Source organism: Pseudoduganella sp. LjRoot289 (genome assembly GCF_964252925.1).
Classification (GTDB): Bacteria; Pseudomonadota; Gammaproteobacteria; order Burkholderiales; family Burkholderiaceae_D; genus Rugamonas.
In genome coordinates this window covers 351,644-376,459 of record NZ_CAXUPN020000001.1, presented here as the reverse complement: position 1 = coordinate 376,459, position 24,816 = coordinate 351,644, and the positions used below count along the sequence as shown (strand labels likewise).

The 24,816-nt window shown below is 67.8% G+C and carries 22 protein-coding genes; 6 read left to right on the top strand and 16 right to left on the bottom strand.

The window, feature by feature from the left end:
- Positions 1-2: 2 nt before the first annotated feature.
- The 14 genes from ACSQ8Y_RS01645 to ACSQ8Y_RS01580 form a co-directional block, all read right to left on the bottom strand.
- The gene (locus ACSQ8Y_RS01645) at positions 3-1,118 is read right to left on the bottom strand and encodes an FAD:protein FMN transferase (RefSeq protein ID WP_436264733.1); all 1,116 of its coding nucleotides are present in this window, start codon (positions 1,116-1,118) and stop codon (positions 3-5) included.
- A gap of 100 nt (positions 1,119-1,218) precedes the next feature.
- Positions 1,219-2,040 (bottom strand): DUF4198 domain-containing protein, encoded by an 822-nt coding sequence (locus ACSQ8Y_RS01640; RefSeq protein WP_436264732.1) that lies wholly within the window; start codon positions 2,038-2,040, stop codon positions 1,219-1,221.
- 9 nt (positions 2,041-2,049) lie between these two features.
- A complete protein-coding gene (locus tag ACSQ8Y_RS01635) occupies positions 2,050-2,562 on the bottom strand; it encodes a DUF2271 domain-containing protein (RefSeq protein ID WP_436264731.1) in 513 nt (170 codons plus the stop codon).
- A gap of 9 nt (positions 2,563-2,571) precedes the next feature.
- Positions 2,572-3,204: a PepSY-associated TM helix domain-containing protein gene (locus ACSQ8Y_RS01630; protein WP_436264730.1), complete on the bottom strand. Its 633-nt coding sequence runs from the start codon at positions 3,202-3,204 to the stop codon at positions 2,572-2,574.
- Positions 3,205-3,347: 143 nt separating this feature from the next.
- Positions 3,348-3,713: a KGG domain-containing protein gene (locus ACSQ8Y_RS01625; RefSeq protein ID WP_436264729.1), complete on the bottom strand. Its 366-nt coding sequence runs from the start codon at positions 3,711-3,713 to the stop codon at positions 3,348-3,350.
- A gap of 119 nt (positions 3,714-3,832) precedes the next feature.
- Positions 3,833-4,501, bottom strand: coding sequence for a ligase-associated DNA damage response endonuclease PdeM (gene pdeM / locus ACSQ8Y_RS01620; RefSeq protein ID WP_436264728.1), 669 nt, complete (start codon positions 4,499-4,501; stop codon positions 3,833-3,835).
- A complete protein-coding gene (locus tag ACSQ8Y_RS01615; RefSeq protein ID WP_436264727.1) occupies positions 4,498-6,942 on the bottom strand; it encodes a ligase-associated DNA damage response DEXH box helicase in 2,445 nt (814 codons plus the stop codon). Before ACSQ8Y_RS01615 ends, pdeM begins: the two co-directional genes overlap by 4 nt.
- Positions 6,939-8,585: an ATP-dependent DNA ligase gene (locus ACSQ8Y_RS01610; protein WP_436264726.1), complete on the bottom strand. Its 1,647-nt coding sequence runs from the start codon at positions 8,583-8,585 to the stop codon at positions 6,939-6,941. Before ACSQ8Y_RS01610 ends, ACSQ8Y_RS01615 begins: the two co-directional genes overlap by 4 nt.
- Positions 8,578-9,636: a ligase-associated DNA damage response exonuclease gene (locus ACSQ8Y_RS01605; protein ID WP_436264725.1), complete on the bottom strand. Its 1,059-nt coding sequence runs from the start codon at positions 9,634-9,636 to the stop codon at positions 8,578-8,580. Before ACSQ8Y_RS01605 ends, ACSQ8Y_RS01610 begins: the two co-directional genes overlap by 8 nt.
- 101 nt (positions 9,637-9,737) lie before the next feature.
- Positions 9,738-11,456: a RecQ family ATP-dependent DNA helicase gene (locus tag ACSQ8Y_RS01600; protein WP_436264724.1), complete on the bottom strand. Its 1,719-nt coding sequence runs from the start codon at positions 11,454-11,456 to the stop codon at positions 9,738-9,740.
- Between the two features lie 106 nt (positions 11,457-11,562).
- Complete coding sequence (locus ACSQ8Y_RS01595) at positions 11,563-14,142, bottom strand: response regulator (RefSeq protein ID WP_436264723.1); 2,580 nt, start codon at positions 14,140-14,142, stop codon at positions 11,563-11,565.
- Positions 14,139-15,266, bottom strand: coding sequence for a hybrid sensor histidine kinase/response regulator (locus ACSQ8Y_RS01590; RefSeq protein WP_436264722.1), 1,128 nt, complete (start codon positions 15,264-15,266; stop codon positions 14,139-14,141). Before ACSQ8Y_RS01590 ends, ACSQ8Y_RS01595 begins: the two co-directional genes overlap by 4 nt.
- Positions 15,267-15,379: 113 nt before the next feature.
- Positions 15,380-16,216: an HDOD domain-containing protein gene (locus tag ACSQ8Y_RS01585; protein WP_436264721.1), complete on the bottom strand. Its 837-nt coding sequence runs from the start codon at positions 16,214-16,216 to the stop codon at positions 15,380-15,382.
- A 148-nt stretch (positions 16,217-16,364) separates the two neighbouring features.
- The gene (locus tag ACSQ8Y_RS01580; RefSeq protein ID WP_436264720.1) at positions 16,365-17,129 is read right to left on the bottom strand and encodes an alpha/beta fold hydrolase; all 765 of its coding nucleotides are present in this window, start codon (positions 17,127-17,129) and stop codon (positions 16,365-16,367) included.
- 371 nt (positions 17,130-17,500) lie between these two features.
- On the opposite strand from ACSQ8Y_RS01580, the gene ACSQ8Y_RS01575 reads away from it, so the two are divergent.
- Positions 17,501-18,403 carry a LysR family transcriptional regulator gene (locus ACSQ8Y_RS01575; RefSeq protein WP_436264719.1) on the top strand — a complete coding sequence of 301 codons (903 nt, stop codon included), beginning with the start codon at positions 17,501-17,503 and terminating at the stop codon, positions 18,401-18,403.
- A gap of 75 nt (positions 18,404-18,478) precedes the next feature.
- Entirely contained in the window at positions 18,479-18,796 is a 318-nt protein-coding gene (locus ACSQ8Y_RS01570) for a hypothetical protein (RefSeq protein ID WP_436264718.1), read from the top strand.
- Between the two features lie 111 nt (positions 18,797-18,907).
- On the opposite strand, the gene ACSQ8Y_RS01565 is transcribed toward ACSQ8Y_RS01570, so the two are convergent.
- The gene (locus ACSQ8Y_RS01565) at positions 18,908-19,306 is read right to left on the bottom strand and encodes a cupin domain-containing protein (RefSeq protein WP_436264717.1); all 399 of its coding nucleotides are present in this window, start codon (positions 19,304-19,306) and stop codon (positions 18,908-18,910) included.
- 127 nt (positions 19,307-19,433) lie between these two features.
- Positions 19,434-19,850 (bottom strand): organic hydroperoxide resistance protein, encoded by a 417-nt coding sequence (locus ACSQ8Y_RS01560; RefSeq protein ID WP_436264716.1) that lies wholly within the window; start codon positions 19,848-19,850, stop codon positions 19,434-19,436.
- A gap of 148 nt (positions 19,851-19,998) precedes the next feature.
- Here ACSQ8Y_RS01560 and ACSQ8Y_RS01555 point away from each other — a divergent pair, with 148 nt between their 5' ends.
- The 4 genes from ACSQ8Y_RS01555 to ACSQ8Y_RS01540 all read left to right on the top strand — a co-directional run bounded on the left by ACSQ8Y_RS01555 (position 19,999) and on the right by ACSQ8Y_RS01540 (position 24,781).
- Positions 19,999-20,472, top strand: coding sequence for a MarR family winged helix-turn-helix transcriptional regulator (locus ACSQ8Y_RS01555; protein WP_436264715.1), 474 nt, complete (start codon positions 19,999-20,001; stop codon positions 20,470-20,472).
- A 77-nt stretch (positions 20,473-20,549) separates the two neighbouring features.
- Positions 20,550-21,005, top strand: coding sequence for a DUF29 domain-containing protein (locus ACSQ8Y_RS01550; protein ID WP_436264714.1), 456 nt, complete (start codon positions 20,550-20,552; stop codon positions 21,003-21,005).
- A 90-nt stretch (positions 21,006-21,095) separates the two neighbouring features.
- Positions 21,096-23,810: a DNA mismatch repair protein MutS gene (mutS, locus tag ACSQ8Y_RS01545; RefSeq protein ID WP_436264713.1), complete on the top strand. Its 2,715-nt coding sequence runs from the start codon at positions 21,096-21,098 to the stop codon at positions 23,808-23,810.
- Positions 23,807-24,781: a hypothetical protein gene (locus ACSQ8Y_RS01540; protein ID WP_436264712.1), complete on the top strand. Its 975-nt coding sequence runs from the start codon at positions 23,807-23,809 to the stop codon at positions 24,779-24,781. The genes mutS and ACSQ8Y_RS01540 overlap by 4 nt, the downstream gene beginning before the upstream one ends.
- The last annotated feature ends 35 nt before the right edge of the window (positions 24,782-24,816 follow it).

The following is a 24,816-nucleotide window of genomic DNA, read 5'->3' as shown; positions in this document are numbered from 1 at the left end:
TCTCAGTCTTGGTCGTCGCTCAACATGCCGCGCATCGGACTGCTGAGGTACTCGGTAAAGCCGGCGTCATCCGCGTTGCGGACGACAAAGCGCGCCGCCAGGCCGCGCCGCTCGGCCAGCGCCAGGCCCGCCTCATGCCCCAGCACGGTCAGCGCGGTGGACCAGGCGTCGGCCGCCATGCACTGCGGATGCACCACCGTGACCGAGGCCAGGCGGTTGGCAATGGGCGCGGCGCTGCGCGGGTCGATAGTATGCGGGTAGCGCTGCGTGCCGTGCAAAAAATAGCGGCGGTAGTCGCCGGAAGTGGCGACCGCCAAGCCGTGCAACGCCAGCGCGATCTCGCCCAGCGGCGCGGGCGCGGCGGAACAGGCGCCGGGCGCTTGGCCAGCAGCCGTCCCGCCTTGAGAAACCGCGGCCGCATCGCCGGCCAGTGGGCCGGCATCGGCGGCGGCCGGCTGCTCCAGCGCCACCCACCACGGCTGGCCATCCGGCTTCATGCCGGCGCCGCGCAGTTCGCCGCCCACTTCCACCAGGAAGTGGCGCAGGCCTTGCGACATCAGGAAATGGGCCAGCCGGTCCACGCTGTAGCCTTTGGCCACGGCGGACAGGTCGAGCTGCACGCCGCCCGGCTGCAGGACGCGGCGGCCCGGCGCGTCGAGCAGCACATGCTGCGCCACGCGTTCGGCGCGCAATTCGGCGATGCGCGCCGCCGTGGGCGCGGTGAAACCAGGCTGGTCGTGCCGCCCGCCCGGGCCGAAGCCCCAGGCGTTGACGATGGCGCCCGCGCAGGGATCACAGGCGCCGCCCGAGTCGCGGCCGACGCCGATGGCGAACGCCAGCACATCGAAGAAGGCAGGCGGCAGCGTAAGCCAGGTGCCGCGCGGCGCGCGGTTGTAGCGGCCAAGGTCGGAGCCGGCTTCCCAGTGGCTCATCTCGGCCACCACCGCATCGAGTTGGCGCTGAAGCTGCGCCTGCAGATCCGGCGCGGTGGCAGTGGCGCCTGCGGCCAGCAGCACCGACCAGCTCGTGCCCATGCTCAGCCCGCCGTACGCGCGGAGGGTGGCGCCCGCCGGTGCGGGCTCGTCGGAAATGTGGTGAGGCAGAAGAATGCGGCGCATAAGACCATGGCGGACCGCAGCCCGCCGTACTAGCGGCCTGAGCCGCATTCGGGACTTGCATCCCTGAATGCGGCTCAGGCAGGTTGAACCGGATGTTCGCTTATTGCGGCAGGATTTCCACCGTCGCGGCGTAGCTCACGCGGCGCGGGGGCATTTGCGGCGGCTGGCCGGCGACTGGCACGGCGGCTGCCGGCCAGCTGGCGCTGACCATATACATGCCCGCTTCCGGCAGCGTGAAGCTGATCTCGCCCTTCGCGTCCGCGTTCTGGCGGATCTCGCCCAGCGTGCCGCGATAGCGCACGCCGCCCGGTATCAGGCTGAAAGCCTGGTTGGCCGCCGGCTTGCCGTCGAGCAGGAAGCGCCAGGTGGCCTTCTCGCCGGCGCGCAGGTCGTTCGGATGCGTGACCGGCACCAGTTCCAGGCCGACGCCGGTCGGCTTGAAGACCGCGTCGTCGGCCTTGTTGGCCGACACGAAGGTCTCCAGGCGGCTGTGGCTGCGCGTCAGCTTGACTTCCTGCGCGTCGGCCGGCACATCCTTGGCCAGGGTTTCTTCGCTGCCGCGGAAGCGCTTCATCTCGCCGTTCAGCTTGTAGCTGCCCATCACGCCTTGCTGCACCAGCGCCACTTTATACGTGCCCGGCTTGCTCATCTTGATGTCGAAGGTGCTGCGCAGGCGGCCGGTGCTGGCGTTCTGCAGGTCGACCTTGGCGCCGTCCGGGCCGGTGACGACGATGGCGTCCAGCTTCAGCGGCTGGTGGTCGATGTCGAACAGGCCCTCGGAGATGGCGGCGTCCACCGTCACCCACGCATCCTTGGAATCGACCATGGACGAGGACGGCAGCAGCCAAGGCTTGTGCGCATAGGCGTTCAGGGCCAGGCCGGCCAGCGCGGCGGCCAGCAAATACTTGCTTGGGTTCTTCATGGGTCTGCCTTATTTGAGTTGAACGGCGACAGCGCCGACTTCTTCCTTGCCCTTGGCGCTCGCCACCTGCGCCGGCTTCAGCGGCCAGGTCAGCGGCACTTTCACCACTTCGCGGCCACCCGCTTCGCGCGCCACTTCCACCAGCAGCTGGTATTGGCCGGCCGGCAGCTTGTCCAGGCCGTCCTTGGCCAGCGGGAAGCTCAGCGTATGCTCGCCCGGCGACTTGGTCGCGCCGCTCACGCCGTCCAGCGGCATGGCCACGTCGCGGCCGCTCTTGCGCCACCACTGGCGCATGTCCTTCAGCCACTTGGTGCCGGCGTTGTCCTTCTTCTTGGTGTCGTACAGCACCGCCAGGTTGGCCACCACTTTCTGGTCCGCGTTTTCCAGCCAGGCCGCGATATAGGGGCGGTGGTATTCGGCGACGTTCAGTTGCGGGATGTCCAGCTTGAGGGCCAGTTCGGCCGCCATGGCCTGCGCGCTGAGCAGCGGAATGGCGGCGGCGATGGAATAGCGTAATTTCATGGAATGCCTTTAATGGATGAACAGCAGTGCGATGACGAATGGGATCAGGATGCCCAGCCCCACCATGGGCCAGGTGAACGGCCGGTTGGCGGCGTGGAACTTCAATATCAGCAGGCCGGTGATGCAGAACACCAGGCAGGCGCCGGCGAAGATGTCGATGAACCAGTTCCAGGCGGCGCCCGTGTTGCGGCCCTTGTGGACGTCGTTCAGCCAGGACACCCAGCCCCGGTCGGTGCGCTCGAATTCGGCGGCGCCATCCTCCAGGCCGATACGGACCCAGGCGTCGCCGCCCGCTTTCGGCAGCGGCAGGTAGACCTCGTCGGCCGACCATTCGGCGCTGCGGCCGCCCGCCTTCAGCGACCAGGTGTCGCGCAGCCAGCGCTCGGCCGTCTCCGGCAGCGGCGCCTTGTCGCCATCGTGCGCGTCGGCGAACTTCTTCAATTCGGTGATCAGGGCGGCCGGCGCCACGGCCTGCCGGCGCACCACGTCGGGCTTGGCTTCGATCTGCGCAGCGTGGTTCAAGGTGATGCCGGTAATGCTGAACAAAAACATGCCCAGCAAACACAGCGCGGAACTGATCCAATGCCATTGGTGCAGGTTCTTCAGCCACAAGGCACGGCCGGCATTTGGGGAGGCACTCATTTGCTCTTTCCTGACGTAGAGCGAGAATGATAATGATTATCATTCTCGGAGTCAATCAGGCTGGCAAAAAAGAAATGCCTGGCACCGGTAAACCGGGGCCAGGCAGCGTTACAGATGAATCAGGGGTCTATTCGGACGATCAATCAACGGCTGCCGGAACCGCCGCGCGAACCGCCGCCGCTGCTGCCTTCATTGCCGCCGCTGCTGCCGCCGCGCGAACCGGAACTGCCGGAACTGCTTTGGCTGTTCTGGTCGTTCTTGTGGCTCATGCTGCCGGCGCGGCGTGCCTCTTCGGACGTGAATTCGTGGGCCGTGCCTTTTTCGTGCGCGGCACGGCCGCCTTCAGAAGCAATCTCGCGCTGGCGCTCCGGGTCCATCGAGGCGAAGCCGCGGTTGCTGGTATCGCTTTGCTTGCTGCTGCCTTGGGAACCGCTTTGCTTGCTGCCGCCTTGATTACCGCCCTGATTACCCTTGTTGTCCTGATCCTTGCCTTGATTGGATGAAGCCATGATATGTCTCCTTAAAGTGGATAGGGAAGCCCATGGTAGTGCAAGCCCCAGCAGGGATACATAGGACACTTGCAGTACAAGCTGTAGGAACAGTCCCGCAATAAGTGACTGAGTTTTTCTTACCTTCCAGCCGTAAAGTTTGTATGCGCCAGCACCATATCGCCTGCCACCAGGAACAGCTTTTCGCCCGCGGCGGGAAGCTGTGCGTGCCCGCCGGTGAAGGCGCCGAACGCTGGCAGGATGGCGCGCCGCGCATTGGCCAGGAAGCACGGCAGGCGCAGCGCGTCGCGCCCGGCGGCGAGCTGGAACACCGGATGCACGTGGCCGGCCAGCACGTAGCCCGGCGCGTCCAGTCCGGGGTGGTGGCAAAAGGAGAACGGTCCCAGCGTGTAGGGCTCGTCCTCCATGGCTATCGCCAGCGAGGTCGGCGGGTCGCCCGCATGCAGGTCGTGGTTGCCGCGCACCAGCGTCAGCCGCAGCGCCGGATGGCGGGCGCGCCACCGCGCCAGCGCCGCCAGCGTGGCCCCGGCGCGCGCGGCCCTTGCATGCAGGAAGTCGCCCAGGAAGACCAGGTGCGCCACGTCGTGCTCGGCCAGCAGCCGGTCCAGCGCCGCCAGGTTCTCCGCCGTGGTGCCGCGCGGTACGGGCACGCCCAGCGCGCGGAACGAGGCCGCCTTGCCGAAGTGAATGTCGGCCACCGCCAGCAGCCGCTGGCGCGGCCAGTACAAGGCCTTGGCAGGCAGCAGCAGCACGCCCTCCCCGGCCAGTTCGGTGGCGCACGGCGTCATGGCCCGGCCGCCTTCTCCAGTTCGCGCAGCATGCGGGCCACGCGGTCCGACAGTTTTTCGGTGCTGAGCTTTTCGCGGAAGCGCTCCACCATCAGCGCGAAGCCGAACGGCGTGGCACGCTTGACCGCGTGGAAGGAGACGCTGCGGCGCTGCAGTTCCAGCAGCGTCTCGCGCAGGCGCTGCAATTCGAGTTCCTGCTCCAGCACCTCGCGCTGCGCCTGCGTCAGCAGCAGATTGCCCGCGTCGTGCTTGCGGAACACTTCGAAGAACAGCGAGGACGAGGCCTGCAACTGGCGCGCGCTTTTCGGCTGGCCCGGATAGCCCTGGAATACCAGCCCGGCGATGCGCGCGATTTCGCGGAAGCGGCGCTGCGACAGTTCGGTGGCGTTCAAACTGGCCAGCACGTCTTCCAGCAAATGGCCGGTGCCGAACAGCGGCGTGTCGCGGCCCTCGGCGGCGCTGAAGATTTGGCGCCAGTCCGGCGCCTCCGGCGCCAGCAGTTCGAAGCCGTAATCGTTGACGGCGATCGAATAGGTGGCCGCATGCATGCGGGCGACGCGCCAGGCCAGCAGCGAAGCCAGGCCGATATGGACGGCGCGCCCCGCGAACGGATAGATGAACAAGTGCTGCCCTTCGCGGCTTTGCATGCTTTCGACCACGGTGGCGGCCGGCGTCGGCAAAGCCGACCAGCGCTGCTGCACTTCAAGCAGCGGCCGCACGGCCTCCATCTCGGGCCCTTCATAATGGCCCTGCGTGGCGCGGCGCATGCATTCCAGCGCGGCGTGCGCCAGCTCGGACGACAGCGGCATCTTGCCGCCCTGCCAGCGCGGCACCGCGCCTTTGGCGCCGCTGGCGCGCTTGACGTAGGCCGTCATCTCATGGACCCGCACGAATTCGAGGATGCGTCCGCCGAACAGGAAATGGTCGCCCTTGTGCAGGCGCGAAATGAAGGACTCCTCCACCGTGCCGATGCGGCTGCCGCGCATGAACTTCACCTGGATGCTGGCCTCGGACACGATGGTGCCGATGCCCATGCGGTGGCGGCGCGCGATGGCGGCGTCCGGCACGCGGTAGACGCCCTCCCCGTCCGGCAGCACGCGCCGGTATTCGGGATAGACGGTCAGGCTCTGGCCGCCGCGCGCCACGAAGTCCAGCGCCCATTGCCATTCGCCGGCGGTGAGCTCGCGGTAGGACCAGGCGGTGCGCACCTCGTCAAACAGGTCCTGCGCGCGGAAGCCGCCGCCCATGGCGATGGTGACCAGGTGCTGCACCAGCACGTCGAGCGGCTTGTCCGGCACCGGGCGCGGTTCGATGCGGCGTTCTTCCACGGCGAGTTTGGCGCCCGCCGCCTCCAGCAGCTCCAGGCTGTGCGTGGGCACCAGCGTGACGCGCGAGGCGCGGCCGGGCGCGTGGCCCGAACGGCCGGCGCGCTGCAGCAGCCGCGCCACGCCCTTGGCGCTGCCTATCTGCAGCACGCGCTCGACCGGCAGGAAGTCCACGCCCAGATCCAGGCTGGAGGTGCAGACCACGGCCTTCAGGGCGCCGCTCTTGAGGCCCTGCTCCACCCAGGTACGCACCTCCCTGTCCAGCGAACCGTGATGCAGCGCGATCAGGCCGGCCCAGTCGGGACGGGCGTCGAGCAGGTTCTGGTACCACAGCTCGGACTGCGAACGCGTGTTGGTAAACACCAGCGTGGTGGCGTGCCGCTCGATCTCGGCGATCACCGGCTGCAGCATCTGGATGCCGAGGTGGCCGGCCCAGGGAAAGCGCGAAGGGTGGTCAGGGATCAGCGTGTCGACGACGATGTCCTTGCGGATGCGGCCCTCGACGATGACGCCCATGCCGGGGCCGAGCAGCACGTCCCGGGCGCGCGCCAGGTTGCCCAGCGTGGCCGACAAGCCCCACACCACCAGGCCGGGATGCCAGCGCCGCAGGCGGGCCAGCGCGAGCTGGGTCTGCACGCCGCGCTTGTTGCCCATCAGCTCATGCCACTCGTCGACGACCACCATGTCGAGCAGCGCGAACTGCCCGGCGGCGTCCGGTTTGCTGAGCATCAGGGTCAGGCTTTCGGGCGTGGTGACCAGGGCGTCCGGCAAGCGCCTGGCCTGGCGTGCGCGCTGGGCGGACGTGGTGTCGCCGGTGCGCGCGTCCACCGTCCACGCGGCTGCCAGGTCGGCGGCCGAGGTTTGCAGCGCGCGCAGCGTGTCGGCCGCCAGCGCGCGCATGGGAGTGATCCACAGCACGCGCAGGCCGGCCTTGCGGCGCGCGGGCTGGGCGGCGGCCGCGCGCAGCAGGGCGGCGAACCAGACCGCATACGTCTTGCCCGAGCCTGTGGTGGCGTGCAGCAGCCCCGATACACCGGCCGCCGCCGCGCGCCACACCTCGCGCTGGAAGGGAAACACCTCCCAGCCGCGCTGCGCGAACCACGCGTCCGGATTCATGCCGCGCCGCTGCCGCCGAGCAGGCCCTTGAGCGTGTCCAGCGTGTCGGCCTCCTCGACGGCCTTGTCGTCGCGGCGGCGCAGGATGCGCGGGAAGCGCACCGCGATGCCCGATTTGTGGCGTGGCGAGCGCGCGATGCCTTCGAAGCCGATCTCGAACACCATGCTCGGCTTCACGCTGCGCACCGGACCGAATTTCTCTATCGTGGTGCGCCGTATCGCGCTGTCCACCTGCGCGATCTCGGCGTCCGTCAAGCCCGAATACGCCTTGGCGAAAGGCACCAGCTGGCGTTCCCCGGCCGCATCGTCCCACACGGCGAAGGTGTAGTCGGTGTACAGCGAGGCGCGGCGCCCGTGGCCCGCCTGCGCGTAGATCAGCACCGCGTCCACCGTGTAGGGATCGATCTTCCACTTCCACCACGTGCCGACGTCCTTGGTGCGCCCCACGCCGTAGCGCGCGCCGGCCGCCTTCAGCATCATGCCCTCCACGCCGCGCAGGCGCGACTCTGCGCGCATCGCGGCCAGTTCCTGCCAGCTGCCGGCCCGCACCAGCGGCGACAGGCGCAACTGCGGCGAGTCCACCTTGGCAACCAGCTGCTCCAGCAGCACGCGCCGCTCGCGCTGCGGCAGGGGCCGCAAATCGGCGCCATCGAGCTCGAGCAGGTCGTAGGCCACCAGCACGGCGGGCAGTGCGTCCTGCATTTTCACGGACACGGTCTTGCGCCCGATCCGCTTCTGCAAGTCCGCGAACGGCGCGGGCGCCCCCTCGGCGGCGTCCGCGCCGCGCCAGACCAGGATCTCGCCGTCGACCACCGTGCCGTCGGGCAGGCGCAGCGCAGCGAGCTCGGGGAAGCGGTCCGTGACCAGGTCCTCGCCGCGCGACCAGAGCCAGTTCCCGCCCTCCCGGCTGACCAGCTGCGCGCGCATGCCGTCGTATTTCCACTCCACCTGCCAGTCCTCCAGCGCGCCCAGCGACTCGGGCGCGGCCTGCAACTGGTGCGCCAGGAAGAAGGGATAGGGCTGGCCGCCGCGCAGCGCGTGCTCGTCGGCCGACTGCGCGCCGATCAGCTGCAGGAAACCGGCCGCCGTGGGGTTGACGCGGCCGTCGGTCCAGCCCATCAGGCGTTGCGCGATCAGCTTGCTGTCCAGCGCGGCGATGGCGCTCAGCGCGCGCGTGACCAGCAGGCGCGAGACGCCGACCCGGAAGCCGCCGCCGATCAACTTGGCCAGCAGGAAGCGCTCGCGCGTTTCCAGTTCGTCCCAGTAGCGGAACAGCGCCTCGCGTATCGTCTCGGGCGCCGCGCCGCGCAAAGGCGCGATGCGCTGCTCTACCCACACCGCTAGCCCGACGTCGCTGCGGTGGCGCGGCGCAGGCAGGATGTGGGCGATGGTTTCGGCCAGGTCGCCCACGGCGTGGTAGCACTCGTCGAACAGCCACGCGTCCAGCTCCGCGAACTCGGTGGCGTACTGCCGCAGCAGCTTGACCGGCACCGCCTGGCGCGGCTTGCCGCCGGCGAGAAAATACACCGCCCACGCCGCGTTCTCCGGCGCCGCGCTGCTGAAGTAGGCCTGCAGCGCCTCCAGCTTGCGCCTGGTGGCGGTGGTTTCATCAAGCTCGGCGTAGAGACGGGCGAATTCACGCATGGGCCGCCTCCGTTCCCTCCTCGGCAGCAGCAGTGCCTGCGGCAGCGGCGGCCGCCGTGGCGTCGTCCGCCTCGTCGTCGCCGTATTCGGTATCGAAGCCGCTCGCATCGTAGCCGTTCTGGCACAGCCAGCGCACCATGGCCGCGATCGCGCCATGCGTGACGATGACGCGCTGCGCGCCGGTGGCCAGGATGGCAGACATCAGCCCGGGCCAGTCCGCGTGGTCCGACAGCACGAAGCCCCGGTCCACGCCGCGCCGCCGGCGCGCGCCGCGCAGCAGCATCCAGCCGCTGGCGAAGGCGTCGCTGTAGTCGCCGAAGCGCCTGATCCACGGCGAGCCGGCGGCGGACGGCGGCGCCAGCACAAGCGAACGCCGGATGCCGGCCTGGTCCACCTCGCCCACCATGCGCGTGGCCGGCAGCGCCACGCCCGCCGCGCGGTAGACGCGGTTCAGCGGCTCCACCGCGCCGTGGCAGATGATGGTGCCGATGGCGGGGTCGAGACCGCTCAGCATGCGCTGCGCCTTGCCGAAGGAGTAGCCCAGCAGGACGCTGGGCCGGCCCTGCTCCGCGTTGCGGCGCCACCAGGCGTTGATGTCGTCGAAAATTTCCTGCTGCGGCTGCCAGCGGTAAATCGGCAGGCCGAACGTGGACTCGGTGATGAAGGTGTCGCAGCGCACCGGCTCGAACGGGGCGCAGGTCGCATCCGGCTCCACCTTGTAGTCGCCCGAGGCCACCCAGACTTCGCCGCGATGCTCCATGCGCACTTGCGCCGACCCCAGCACATGGCCGGCCGGATGCAAAGAGATCCGCACGCCGTTGTGCTCCACTTGCGTGCCGTAGTCCAGGCCCTGGATGGCGATGTCGCCCAAGCGCGACTTGAGGATGTTCACGCCCGGCGCGGCGGCCAGGTAGTGGCCGTGGCCGGCGCGGGCGTGGTCGGAATGCGCGTGGGTGATGACGGCGCGCGGCACCGGCCGCCACGGGTCGATGTAGAAATCGCCGGGGACGCAGTACAAGCCTTCCTTGCGGACTATCACCATGTCGGACATGCCGGGCTCCAATGACGGAATGGCCCATTCTAGCGAAGCACGGCGGCGCCTATCTGTCCGCTGCCGCACATAAGTGAAGGCTGGGAGGCCGGGAGCCTGCGCTAGGCCGGCTCCACGAACTCGGCCATAAAAGTCTTGGTGGCGTGCTCCGGAAATTCGATGGTGACGAGGTCGCCTGCCACCGACAGCACGGTGCCGACGTCGAACTTGGGCACCTTGACCCGGCTGCCCACGGCGATATGCGCGGCGGGCGCGGCGCCCTGCGGAGGCGGCACGGGCGCCGCCGCGAAACGCTCCCCGGGATCGAACTCCGCCTGCGGCGGCGACAGGCAATTGTCGCAACAGCAGCAACGCTCGAAACCCGGCGCGGCGTCGCCGAAGTAGTCGAGCAGCAGCTTCCAGCGGCAATAGCCGCTCTGCGCGTAGGCCACCATCTGCTCCAGCGCTTCGCGGTCGCGCTCCTGCTTGTCGGCGTAGACCTGGGCCAGCCGGTCGAGCTGCGCCGCGCTGGCCTCGCCCTTGGCCACCTGCCACTCCAGGCGGCGGTTCTGCTTGAGCAGCTTGCCGTCCTTGAGCAGCTTCAGGCAGACCTGCAGTTTGGACGTGGCCGCGTCGCCCAGTTCCTCGTCCAGCGCCTTGAAGGCGACCGGCCCGTCCGCCGCCAGTTTGCAGACCGTCTCGTACACCGCGCGCAGCTCGTTCGCCTCCGGGTAGTGCCTGACCAGGAAGAACTGCTGCAGGCGCTTGTCGCCCTGGTAGTACAACAGCGTGCAATCGGCCGCCCCGCCGTCGCGCCCGGCGCGGCCGGATTCCTGGTAATAGGCCTCCAGGTTGGCGGGTACCTGCAGGTGGATCACGAAGCGCACGTCGGCCTTGTCGATGCCCATGCCGAAAGCGTTGGTGGCCACCATCACGCGCCGCTCGCCGCGCATGAACAGGTCCTGGCTGTCCCTGCGCTGCTGCGCCGGCAGCTTGCCGTGGTACAGCGCCACGCTCTCGCCCGCGCTGTCGAGCAGCGCGTGCATGTCCTCGGCCGCCTTCACCGTGGCCGCGTAGACGATGCCGACGCCGCGCGTGCGCCGCACCAGCTCCAGGGCTTGCGCCTGTTTCTCGTCGAGGTTGGTGCTTTGCAGCACACGGTAGCGCAGATTGGGACGGTAGATGCCGGTGTTGATGACGTTCAGTTCCGCCACGCCCAGCTGCCGGCCGATGTCGGCCACCACGTCCTCGGTGGCGGTGGCGGTCAGCGCCAGCACGGTGGGGCGGTCCAGCGCCGCGATGGCGGCGCCTATGCCCAGGTAGGCCGGGCGGAAGTCATGCCCCCATTGCGATATGCAGTGCGCCTCGTCGATGACGAACAGGTCGATCTCGGTGGCCTTGAGCAGCTCCAGGAATTCCGGCGTGGCCAGGCGCTCCGGCGTGCAGAACACGATGTCGCTGCTGCGCGCGCGTATGCCGGCCAGCGCCTCGAGCTCCTCGGCGCGCGGCAGGCTGCTGTTCACCTGCGCCGCGCTGATGCCGATTTCCTCCAGTTTTTCCAGCTGGTCCTGCATCAGCGAAATCAGGGGCGAGACCACCACCGTGGTGCCGGGCAGGATGGACGCGGGAATCTGGTAGCACAGCGACTTGCCGCTGCCGGTGGGCATGATGGCCAGCGTGTTGCGCCCTTCCAGCACGCTGTCGATCACCTGGCGCTGGCCGGGCCGCAACTGCCCGACGCCGAACACGCGGCGCAGCAGTCCGCCGATCAGGCGCGTGCGCGCCGCAGCCGCTTTCAGCGCCTTGCGCTGGCGCGCCGCGCTTTTAATACTGGTCACCATAACACCGCCCATGCCGGATAGTCATGCCAAGCACTGTATGCGGCGCGCCGGGCAGGCGCCATAGGACGGAGCCTACAGCAGGCGTAGGAGGACAGCGAGCGGCAGCCTAGGCATTGCCGGGCGAGTTGCCGGCTGAGTTGCCGAACGGATTGCCAAGCGAATTGTCGAGCGCGGCTTTCAGCTCCATCAAGTCGTAGGGCTTGCGCAGCACGCTGGCGTGGAACTCCAGCCGCTCCAGCGCTTCCTTGTCGTAGCCGGTGGAGAAGATGATGCGGGCCTGGCTGCCCCCCGCCAGCATGCGGCGCGCCAGTTCGATGCCGGACATGCCGGGCAGGCTGATGTCGGTAAACAGGATGTCGAACCGCTGCGCCTGCAACAGCGCCCAGGCCTGCTCGCCGTCGCACACGCCGCTGACCGTGTGGCCCAGCATGCCGATCAGCTCGCACACCATCTGCTGCGAATCGAGGTTGTCCTCCACCACCAGGATGCGCAGCGAACTGTTGCGGGCGATGCCGGGCGCCGGCGCCAGCAGCTCGCCGGCCAGCTCGCGCTTGCGCTGGCGCGCCAGCTGTTCCTGGCTGCGGTTGTTGAACACGTGGCGCAGCTTGCGCGCCAGTTCGTCGCGCCGGTAGGGCTTGCTCAGCAGTTCCAGTCCCGGGTCCAGGCGGCCGCCGTGCACGATGGCGCTCTGCGGATAGCCGGAAGTGAACAGCACGGCGATGTCGGGCTGCATGCCGCGCGCGGCCAGCGCCAGGTCCGGGCTGCGCAGCGTGCCCGGCATCACCACGTCGGTGAACAGCAGGTCGACGCGCTCGCGCTCCAGCACCCGCAGCGCCTGCTCGCCGTTCTCGGCCGACAGCACGCGGTAGCCCAGGCCGCCCAGCATGTCGAGCACCACGGCGCGCACGCCGGGGTCGTCCTCGACCACCAGCACGGTTTCGTCGCCGCCCAGCGCCGGACCGCTCAGGCCGGGCAACTCCTGGGTTTCGTCGGTCAGCGAGCGCGGCAGGTAGATCTTGACGCTGGTGCCTTCGCCGGGCTCGCTGAAGATCTTGATATGGCCCCTGCTTTGCTTGACGAAGCCGTAGGCCATCGACAGGCCGAGGCCGGTGCCCTCGCCTTCCGGCTTGGTGGTGAAGAACGGTTCGAAGGCGCGCCGCAGCACTTCGGGCGTCATGCCGGCGCCGGTGTCGGTGACCGACAGCATCACGTACTGGCCGGACGGCACGTCGAGCAGGTTGTTCACGTAGTACTCGTCCAGCACGGCGTTGCCGACCTCGATGGTGAGGCGGCCCTCGCCGCGCATGGCGTCGCGCGCGTTGATGGCCAGGTTCAGCACCACGTTTTCGATCTGGCCAGGGTCGACCAGCGTGTTCCACAGGCCGCTGCCGGCCACGGTGGCGACCTCGATGCGTTCGCCCAGGGTGCGCCGCAGCATCTCGTCCATATTGCCGACCAGGCGCCCCAGGTTGGACACCATGGGCTGCAGCGGCTGGCGCCGCGCGAACGCCAGCAGCTGCGAGGACAGCTTGGCGCCGCGCTCGACCGCGGCGATCGCCATGGCCAGCCGCTTGCGGGTGCCGCCGTCTTCGCCGTCGGGGAGATCCTGTTGCAGCAGGTGCAAATTGCCGTAGATGATCTGCAGCACGTTGTTGAAGTCGTGCGCCACGCCGCCGGTGAGCTGGCCCACCGCTTCCATCTTCTGCGACTGGCGCAGCGCCTCCTCGGCCTTGTCGCGTTCGGCGATTTCGCGGCCCACGCGCTGCTCCAGCGTGTCGTTCAGGTCGCGCAATGCGATCTCGATGCGGCGCCGCTCGGTGATGTCGGTCTTGACCGCGATCAGCGCCTGCGGCTGGCCGGCCTCGTCGTCCAGCCGGCTCATGCTGCTGGAGATCCAGACCCAGTCGCCGTCCGGCTTCAAATAGCGCTTCTCCAGCGTGAACGGCGTGCCCTCGGCCAGCAGCCGGCGCACCAGCGCGCGGTTTTCCTCCATCTCCTGCGGGTGGATGATGTCGTCCATGTGCAGGCCGAGCAGCTCGTCCTCGGTGCGCCCCAGCATCTGGCACAGCGCGCCGTTGACGCGCCGGTAGCGGCCCGTCAAATCCAGTTCGGACAGGCCGACCGAGGCCTGGCCGAAGATGGCGGCCAGCCGGTCCTGGCTGGCGCGCAGCGCCTGCTCGACCAGCTTGCGCCGCGTGATGTCGAACGCCACCCCGACATAGCGGCGCTGCGCGGGCGACGCGCCCTCGAGCACCTGGCCCTGGCGCGCCATCCAGCGCAGCTCGCCCGTGTCGGCGCGGTGGATGCGGAATTCGGCGTAGGCCAGCGGGTTGGGCTGGTCCATGCGCTGGGTGCCTGCCACGCCCCGGTCGCGCGGATCGACCAGGCCGACCAGCAGGTCCGCCGTCACCGCGACATGGTCGGCGATGCCCCACAGGCGGCGGTAGTTGGCCGACACCACCACCTGCCCGCTGTCCGGGAACCACTCGAAGCTGCCGATGCCGCCGGCCTCCTGCGCCAGGCGCAGCAATTCCCCGGTGACGTCGCTCTCTGCGCGGTCTTGCACCGGCCGGGCGCCGGCGCTGCCGCCCGGCGTCGCACCGCCCGGGGACCGCTCGCTGTGGGACGGCACGCCGTTGGCCAGCGCGCTGTCCAGCGGATGGCTGCGGGGCAGATTCTGCGTCATGCGGCGTTCGCTTCCTGCGGCTTGCGCGGCATGGTCAAGGTGAAAACGGTGCCGCGCTGCGCGTCGGACTGCACCGCGATGGCGCCGCCGTGGGCCTGCGCGAACATGCGCGCCGTGTACAGCCCCAGCCCCAGCCCCTGGCCGGACTTGCGGCTGTCGCAGCCGTGCTGATAGGGTTCGAACAGGCACGCCAGCTGCGGCGCCGGAATCACGCCCCGGTTGGCGACGCTGATCCTCACCTGGCCGGGCGCGCCGCCGTCGACCGCCACCCGCACCTCCTGCTCGGCCTCGCCGTGCAGCAAAGCATTGCCCAGCAGGTTGGACAACACCTGCGACACCATGGCGGTGTCGCACAGGCCGGCCGCGTCGCCGCTGCAGCCGATGGCGATGCGCGCCTGTGCCTCGCCGCCCTGGAACTCGTCGGCGATGGCGCGGCACAGCGCTTCATAATTGGCTGGCTGCAGGCGCGGCTGCATGGCGCCGGAACGGATGCGCGCCAGGTCCAGCAACTGGTCGACCATTTGGGCCATGCGCCGCGCGCTGCTCTGGATGCGCTGCGCCGTGACCGCCACCTTCGGATGGTCTGTCATCATCGGCAACAGCATGGCGCCGTTCATCACCACCGACAGCGGCGTGCGCAGGTCGTGCCCCAGCACGGCGGTAAACATCTCGTTCAGGCGCAAGGAGCGTTGCAGCTCGTCGAGCTGCGCGGACATCTGTTTTTTCTGCTGGTACAGCTCGACGAAGACCTTGACCTTGCTGACCAGGGCCAGGCTGTCGACGGGCTTGAACATGAAATCGACCGCGCCGGCTTCGTAGCCGCGGAAAGTGTAAGCGGGCTCGCGGGTGGCGGCGGTCAGGAAAATCAGCGGGATGGCGCGCGTGCGCTCGCTGCCGCGTATCAGTTCGGCCAGCTCGAAGCCGTCCATATTGGGCATCTGCACGTCGATCAGCGCCAGCGCCACCTCGTTGACGAGCAAGAGTTCCAGCGCCTCGGCGCCGGAGCCGGCCTTCAGCAGGCGCAAGCCGGGACGCGTCAGCAGGGCTTCGGCGGCGGTCAGGTTTTGCTGGACGTCATCGACGACGAGAATATTGATGGGGGCGGTCACAACGGCATTCTTCATGAGGCGGAATCGGGAAACATTTTACATGTTACCAATTTTTTTCAGCCCCCCGCGCATGGTTGAGCACATGCCGCCATGACTTGGCGCATGCGCCCGCCCGGTCCGGCTGGACCTTAAACCAGCAAGGCCGCGCTCATCGAGCGCGCCTCGTCGGCCGATTCGATCAGGATCTCGTCGACCAGCGCGTTGCCGGTGAGGTAGGCGTCCACTGCCGCCGCGCGCGCCAGCACGGCGTCGTCGGCCAGCGGCAGCGGCGAGCGCAGCGGGGCCAAGCGCTTGGCCAGCAGCAAGGTGTCGCGCAGGCCGCTGGGCGGTATCGACATCGCCCCGCCCCGCAGCGTGGCGATCGCCACGGCCACCGGCTCGGGCACCAGCAATTTCTTCAGCAATTCGCGCGTGACGATCTCGTGCAAGGCGCCCATGCGCTCGTCCGGGTCGTCCAGCAAGCCCGGCATGTCGTCGGCGCGCGACAGCAGGTAGAAGCCTGCCACCTCGTGCATGATGCCGGCGAACATCGCCGTATCCGGATCGGTCCGCGTCAGATGGCGCGCCAGCAGGTGCGACAGCGCTGCCACGTGGGCGCAATGCTGCCACAGCTGGTCGGCCTTGAAGCGCAGCTGCGCATCGCGGATGCGGGCGCCGAACTGGCGCACCACCATGGCCGCCGCCAGCGAATACAGGTTGCGGTAGCCGACCCGCACCACCGCGCCGCGCGCGCTGGTGACCACAGGCCCGCCCAGCCGGCTGAAGACGGCTGAATTGGCCAGCGCCACCGCGCGCGCCGCCAGCACCGGCTCGGCTAGCACCTTGCGGATCGCGTCTTCCACGTGGCAGTCGGGATCGGCCAGCGCCTGCTGCAATTGCAGGGCCGCGTTCACGCTGGTGGGGAATACCAGTTGGCCGCGCCGCGCCTCGGCGACAATTTGCGCAAAGTCTCTCAGTTTTTCCATGAACAAAATTATACAGGCGTGCGGCATAAGCGCGAGCTTCGCCGCCAGATGCGCCATGGCCGCATGCCCGCCAGCTGGCGCCAGCCGTCCGCAAGCTCAAGGATGAGCCGGCCTGGCAACGCATCACCGCCAGATACCGTTAGCCGTATCAGCGCTTGACCGCCGCCAGGATGACCTCGGCCACCTGCCTGGGCTGCGACACCATCGGCACGTGGCTGGTCGGCAGCGTGGTGGTGACGGCGTTGATCTTCTTGGCGAAGTCGCGCTGCAGGCCGGGGTCGATCATGCGGTCCTGGCTGGCGACGATGTAGTAATTGGCCTTGTTTTTCCACGCCGTGTAGCTCACCGGTTCGGCGAAGTTCTTGGCCGGGAACAGGCCCTGCATGGCGGCCAGGACCTTGGTGGTCCCGGCCGGCAGGTCTTGTGCGAAGTTGCTGGCGAAGGACTCTGCCGGCAGGCTGAGGAAGCCGGCCGGACCTTCCTGCAAGGTCGGCACGCCGGCCGGCAGCGGATAATTCTTGCCCACCGAACCGAGCGATTCGCCTTCCGACGGCGCGAACGCGGCCACATAGACCAGCGCCTTGATCTTGTCGCTGACGCCGGCCTGCGTGATCACGGCGCCGCCCCAGGAGTGCCCCACCAGCACCACTTTGCCGGTCTGCGCGTCGATCACGCGCTGCGCGGCAAGCACGTCGTCCGCCAGCGACGACAGCGGGTTCTGCACCGCTACCACTTTCACGCCCTGGGCCTGCAGCAGCGGGATCACTTTGTCCCAGCTCGAACCGTCGGCGAAAGCGCCATGCACCAGCACGACGGTGGTGTCGTCGGCGGCGGATGCGGCGCGCGCCGGCACGGCGGCAAAAGCGGACAGGACGGCGGAAGCGAGCAGTGCGGATTTGATGACGGGTTTCATATGAATCTCCAAGGCTGGTTGATATATTTCGCACTATTAATTAGTGCGCTAAATTTTTGGCTGTCTGGCAGCCCGTGTTCGCGGCTGCCATGGGAATAACTATAGCGCACTATTTATTTGTACGCAAATTATTTTTGCTTTACCTGAATTTAGCGCAGGGTGACGAGCCGAGGGTAGCCGCCAGCCTTGCACGCAACGTTGGGATTGCCGGCCGGCGGCGCGGCCGGCGACGTCAGGATACGGAGGATAAAGTTGACGATGTTCATCTGGCGCTCCCTGTGGTGAGTGGATGACTTGATGTTATGATCATTCTCAACAGGTAACAATACGCTCCACCGGACATACAATACTTCCCCAAATTCACTAATCTGATGAAACTGCTCGCTGAAATGGTGGTATTTGCCAAGGTGGTCGACCACAACGGTTTTGCCGCCGCCGGGCGGCACCTGGGCATGACGGCGTCGGCCGTCAGCCGCTGCGTGGGGCGCCTGGAAACCCACCTCGGCGTGCGCCTGCTCAACCGCACCACGCGCTCGCTGTCGCTGACGGAAATGGGCAGCGACGTGTACGCCGACTGCGCGCGCATCGCGGGCGCCGCGCGCGACGTCGAGGCCCAGGCCGGGCGCTACGCGGCCTACCCCACCGGCACTGTGCGCATCACCGCCCCCATGGTGTACGGCGACATCTGGCTGGCGCGTCAGCTGCCGGCATTCCTGATCCAGTGGCCCGAGGTCAAGATCGAAATAGAAATGACCGACCGCCTGGTCGACCTGGTGGAGGATGGCTTCGACCTGGCGATCCGGGTCGCCGTCGCGGGCACGCTGGCGCCGGGGCTGGTGGCCCGGCCGCTATGCAATGTCGCCTATGCCATCGTGGCCACGCCCGCCTATCTGCTGGAGCACGGCACGCCGGCCGAGCCGGCGCATTTGGCCAGTCATCGCTGCATCCAGATGGGATACGGCACGCTGCGCAACCAGCTTGCCATGCGCCGCGCCGGCGAGGAACTGGTGGTGGAGATCGACGGGCCGCTGAAAGTCAACAGCAGCATGGCGCGGCTGGCCGTGGTGGAAGGCGGCGTGGGCATCGGCATCATCCCCAACTTCATCGCCGCGCCGGCCGTGAAGTCCGGCACGCTGGTGCGCCTGTTTCCGGACTGGGAGCTGATCGGCGGCTACACCGAACGCACGGTGCATGCGGTCTATCCGCCCACGCACCATCTGCCGAAAAAAGTACGCGCACTGATCGACCACCTGGTCAATACATCCAGCGCCTGATGCCGGCGCTTGGTGCGTTGGCGCATAGATGGCGCAGCGGGCCGGGGGTGTAATGGCGCTTTTGAGGAGAGCGATATGAGCAGCAGCGGCGGCAGCCAATCCATAGGCGGTCCTGGCGACCAGGACGGCATTTCGGGCAGCGACAATCCAGGCACCGAAGGCGCCACCAGCGGCGCGGGCGTCGATGCCGGCGTGAAGCGGGAAGTGACGCGGGAAGCGACGCGGGAAGCGAAGCAAGACGTGTGGCAGGATGCCAATCAGGGCGACGCGACGCGAGGCAAGTCGCCGCCCAGCAAGCAGCAGCGCAGCGGGCCGGCCCAGCCGGCTAATCCTACGCACGGCGTGGGGCAGAACGGCGCACCCGGCGCCGGGAAGCAAAGCGGCGGCGCTTAACACCCGGGCCGTGGCTGGAACGCCGACTGCGGCTGGATCGCGGCTGGATCGCGGCTGGATTGCGCCTTGTTTGCCGCTTGTTTGCGGCTTGTTTGCGGCTTGTTTGCGGCGTTATCTGCTGATCACGACCAAGGGCTTGCTCTTTTCAACGATGTAGGTGGCGAGCTCGCTCGCGTCCCCGCTGCCGGTGTTTTTCGCCGAGTGAACCGCGCCGGCCGGAATGAACAGCGTTTCACCGGCCTTTAGCGTCACCGTTTTGCCGTTCAGCTGATATTCCAGCGTCCCTTCCAGCACAAAGGCGACCTCCTCCCCCGGATGGGAATGCGCCGGCGCCGATACGCCCGGCCCGAAGTCGACGCGCACCTGCACCACTTCGCGCCCTGGCGCGCTCAGGTCCTGCTTGAGCAAGTCGACGCGCCCGATGCCGGGCATCTGCGCCTTCGCCGCCTGGACGGTCAAAGCACTGGCGGCCAGCAACAGCGCGACGGACATGGAATGGATCGTTTTCATCGTTTTTTCCTTTCAATTGACGGGCTTGCAGTACACCCGCCGCGCGTATCCGGGCTGTGTCGCGCTGTATGTGCGGCGCCCGGATTTGTGTCCATGGCCGCACCGGATACGTGGCGATACAAAAAACTCAGACCAGCTTGATTTCCACGCCGATATTGCCGCGCGTCGCTTTCGAGTAGGGGCACAGGGTGTGGGCGGCATCGACCAGCTCCCGGGCCAGTCCGCGCGGCACGCCGGGCAGGCTGACGTTCAGGCGCGCCTGCAGCAGGTATGCGCCTTCGGTGGTACCCAGGTCGACCTCCGCGTCCACCGCCAGATCGGCGGGCAGGGTCACGTCGCGGGCCTGCGCCGCCTTGCCCATGGCGCCGATGAAGCAGGCCGACCAGCCGGCGGCGAACAGCTGCTCGGGATTGGTGCCGGCGCCGGACGAGCCCGGCGGCGAGAGCTGGATGTCCAGCCGGCCGTCGCTACTGCGCGATTCGCCGTTGCGGCCGCCGGTGGTGTGGGTTTTGCCGGTGTACAGAACATTTTGCATGACAGTCATGTCGATCTCCAGAGATGTTATATCGGAACCGAGTTAATCGGATAAGACCAACAATAGCCATACTGCGGGGGAATTGCAAGCACTTTCCATTGCACCGATTAAATCGAACCCGATACAATGAGGCATCCAACCACGCCCGAGGAAGACAGTGAAAAAGCCCGCCACCACCCGCGTCAGCCCGTCGGACCCCGGCGTCAGGAAGCTCGCCGACTTCCTTTGCTTTTCGATTTACTCGGCCAATCTGGCGCTGGGCAAGGCCTACAAGCCCCTGCTCGACGAGCTTGGCCTCACCTATACCCAGTACATCGCCATCATCGCCTTGTGGGAGGAGGACGGGCAGACCGTCGGCAGCCTGGGCGAGAAGCTGTTCCTGGAATCGAACACGCTCACCCCCATCCTGAAAAAGCTCGAGACCATGGGCTATCTGCGCCGCCAGCGCGACCCAGAGGACGAGCGGCAAGTGCGGGTCAGCCTGACCGACGCGGGCTACGCCTTGCGGGAGCAGGCGCTGAACCGCGGCGTGCTGGCGGCCACCGGGCTCGATGACGCGCAAGCGGCCCAGGCGCAAGCAACCGTCGCGTTAATCCGCGACAACCTGCTCAAGTCCATCAAGCACAAGTAAAACCCAAGCCATAGCGCAAACGCACGCCACCGCGCCGCGCAAAGGCCTACGCTGGACACTCGTAACGGAGGTGCATCATGCTGGACTTCAAAGACGAATCGCTCCCCACGCCAAGGTATGAAGACGACTTCATCATCTGGCTGGAAGCGCAAGCCGAGTTCCTGCGCACAGGCAAGTTGGAACTTCTGGACAGGGAAAACCTCATCGACGAGCTCACATCCATGGCCAATCGAGACCGCCGCGAACTGGGAAGCAGACTGGACGTGTTGATTGCCCACCTGCTCAAATGCGCGTTCCAGCCTGAACGCAAAACCCGCAGTTGGGAAAGCACAGTACACGAACAACGGCGGCAAATCCAAATGATCGTCGATGACAGCCCTAGCCTGCGGCCCAAGCTCCAGGCCAAACTGGACGCCAGCTACCCGCACGCGCTGCGCAGGGCCGTCGACGAGACCGGCCTGTCCGCCTCGCACTTCCCGCCGCACTGCCCGTTCAGCGTGGAACAGGTGCTGGACGACGATTTTCTGCCTTAAAACCAAGGGAAACTCGGCGCACCGTTGTGAAAGCGGTAAAATGTCGGCCTTATCGCGCAGTCGCGCGCAGCCACATCGAACCACGAAACAATGACCACCATCCCTAGCGAAATCAACGCCGCCGCCGTCAAGAACAGCCCCGCTGAAAAAGTTACGCCAATGATGCAGCAATATTTGCGCATCAAGGCCGAATACCCGGCTATGCTGGTGTTCTACCGCATGGGCGACTTCTACGAGCTGTTCCACGAGGACGCCGAGAAGGCTTCGCGCGTGCTGGGCATCACGCTGACCGCGCGCGGTTCGGCCAACGGCCAGCCGATCAAGATGGCGGGCGTGCCCTTCCATTCGCTGGAAGGCTACCTGGCCAAGCTGGTCAAGATCGGCGAGTCGTGCGCGATCTGCGAGCAGATCGGCGATCCGGCCACCAGCAAAGGCCCGGTCGAGCGCAAAGTGATGCGCGTGGTCACGCCCGGCACCTTGACGGACTCGGACCTGCTGCCCGAAAAAGCCGAACGCCCGCTGCTGGCGATGTGCATGATCAGCCAGCGCAAGGTGGTCACCGCCGGCCTGGCCTGGCTGTCGCTGGCCAGCGGCGCGCTGAAGCTGATGGAGTTCTCGGGGGACAGCCGCACCGTGGCGCTGCGCATGCAGCAGGAGCTGGAGCGCATTTCCCCCGCCGAGATCCTGCGCGGCGACGACGCGGAACTGTTCGAGGACAGCTTCGCCTGCCACGTCAACCGCGTGCCGGAGTGGCACTTCGACGTGGTCAGCGGCCACAAGGCGCTGCTGGAGCAATTGAGCGTGGCCACGCTGACCGGCTTTGGCGCCGACAACCTGGGCGCCGCCTTCGGCGCGGCCGGCGCGCTGCTGCGCTATGCCCAATCGACGCAGGGACGCGGCCTGCAGCACGTGCGCAGCCTGGCGACCGAAACCGAATCGGAATTCATCGGCCTGGACGCGGCCACGCGCCGCAACCTGGAGCTGACGGAGACCATCCGCGGCCAGGAATCCCCTACCCTGTTTTCGCTGCTGGACCACTGCCGCACCGCGATGGGTTCGCGCCTGCTGCGCTACTGGCTGCATCACGCCAGGCGCGACCAGAACGTGGCGCGCTCGCGCCACGAGGCCATCGCCGCGCTGGCGCAGAGCGACACCACCGGCGTGCTGTCGCACACGCTGGCGCAGGTGCCGGACATCGAACGCATCACCACGCGCATCGCGCTGCTGTCGGCGCGTCCGCGCGACCTGGCCAGCCTGCGCGACGGCTTGAAGCAGCTGCCGGTGCTGCGCCAGGCCATGCAGCGCAGCCTGGGCCAGGACGCCGCTCAGGGTGCGCCATCGCTGCTGTCGACCATCCACGGCGCGCTGTCCACGCCGGAAGACTGCCTGGACCTGCTGACGCGCGCGGTGATGGAAGAGCCGGCGACCATGGTGCGCGACGGCGGCGTGATCGCGCGCGGCTTCGACGCGGACCTGGACGAGCTGCGCGGCCTGTCCGAGAACGCGGGCCAGTACCTGGTGGACCTGGAGACGCGTGAACGCGCGCGCACCGGCATCGCCAACCTGCGCGTGGAATACAACCGCGTGCACGGCTTCTACATCGAGGTGACCAATGGCCAGGCCACCAAGGTGCCGGAAGACTACCGGCGCCGCCAGACGCTGAAGAACTGCGAGCGCTACATCACGCCGGAGCTGAAGGCCTTCGAGGACAAGGCGCTGTCGGCGCAGGACCGTGCGCTGGCGCGCGAGAAAATCCTGTACGACCAGCTGCTGGCCGACCTGGCGCCATTCATCGGCACCTTGCAGACCATCTCGCAGGCGCTGGCCCAGCTCGACACGCTGACCGCTTTGACCGACCACGCGCTGCGCCACAACTGGTGCGCGCCGCAACTGGTGGCCGAGCCGTGCATCAACATCGCCGAGGGCCGCCACCCGGTGGTCGAAGGCCAGATCGAACGCTTCATCGCCAACGACTGTCGCTTCGTCAACGAGCGCCGCCTGCTGCTGATCACCGGCCCGAACATGGGCGGTAAATCGACCTTCATGCGCCAGGTGGCCTTGATCACGCTGCTGGCCTACGTGGGCAGCTACGTGCCCGCCGCCAGCGCCGTGATCGGCCCGATCGACCGCGTGTTCACCCGCATCGGCGCCACCGACGACCTGGCCGGCGGCCGCTCCACCTTCATGGTGGAGATGACGGAGGCGGCGGCCATCCTGAACGGCGCCACCGACACCTCGCTGGTGCTGATGGATGAAATCGGCCGAGGCACGTCGACCTTCGACGGCTTGGCGCTGGCGTGGGCCATCGCGCGCCATCTGATCGACACCAGCCGCAGCTTCACGCTGTTCGCCACCCACTACTTCGAACTGACGCAGCTGCCGGAGAGCCATCCGACCGCCGCCAACGTCCACCTGTCGGCCGTCGAGCACAAGGACACCATCGTCTTCCTGCACGCGGTGCAGAACGGCCCGGCCTCGCAGAGCTACGGCCTGCAGGTGGCGCAACTGGCCGGCGTGCCGCAGCCTGTGATCAAAGCCGCGCGCAAACACCTGGCGCGCCTGGAAGCGCAAGCGCTGGACGCCACGCCGCAGCTGGACCTGTTCGCCGCGCCTACCGTCGATGCCAACGACGAGGAAGCGCCTCAGCCGGGCCAGGCACCAGCCCCCGCGCAGGCCGCCGAGACGCCCGCCATGCGCGAACTGCTCGACGCGCTGGACGATCTGGACCCGGATGCGCTGACCCCGCGCGAAGCGCTGGAACGCCTGTACCAGCTCAAGCGCCTCGCGGAGCCGGCACTGGCATGACACGGCGCGCAGCCCTGCTGCTGACGGCGCTGCTGGCTGCCGTATCGTCAGGCGCGCCGGCGTTTGCCGCGCAGCCGGCGGCGGGCAAGGTCTCCAGCGCGAAAACCGCGCGCGGCTTCCAGTTCGGCGCCATCGGCCACGCCTTCAAGGCCGACGCCGACGAGGCCCTGCTCAAACGCGCCATCGCCGAAGTGAACCAGGAAAAGCCGGCCTTCATCGTCGCCACCGGCATCAAGGCGGCCAGCGAGCCTTGCAGCGACAGGCTGTATAGCCAGCGCAAGCAGGTACTGGACGAATCGCCCCGCCCCATCATCGTGTCGCCCGCAGGCAGCGACTGGAGCGAATGCCGCAACTCGGCCGGGCGTTCGAACGCGGTGGAGCGGCTGAACCGCATCCGCGAAGTCTTCTACCCGGATAGCAACTCGCTCGGCGCGCAACCGTTGACGCTGACGCGCCTTTCGGCCACGGCCAAGTTCCGCAGCTACGCGGAGAACGCCTATTGGGAGCACGGCGGCGTGCTGTTCGCCACCTTGAACCTGCCGGCCAAGAACAACCACTACCTGCCCGAGGCGGGCCGCAACAGCGAATACGAGGACAGGCTGGTGGCCAACCGCGCCTGGCTGCACCGCCTGTTCACGCTGGCGCAGCGGCGCGGCGTGCAAGGCGTGGTCCTGTTTTCGGACGGCGACCTGGGCGTGCATGCGGAGGAAGGTTTTTCGCTGCTCAGCGGCTTCGGCGACAAGCAGGACGGCTTCAAGCAGGTGCGCAAGCAGGTGCGCGCGCAGGCGGAGAAGTTCAAGGGCAAGGTGCTGCTGATCGATGGCCAGGGCGACGGCAAAACGGCGCCCGCCATCACCTGGCAAGGCAACCTGGGCCATCTGGGCCTGGGGACGGAATGGGAAGCGGTGAAAGTCCAGCCGGGCAGCGCCGCGCTGTTCACGCTGAAGGACGGCGGCGACACCGCGCCATAGAAAAAAGGCACGCCGAACGCGTGCCTTTTTCGCTG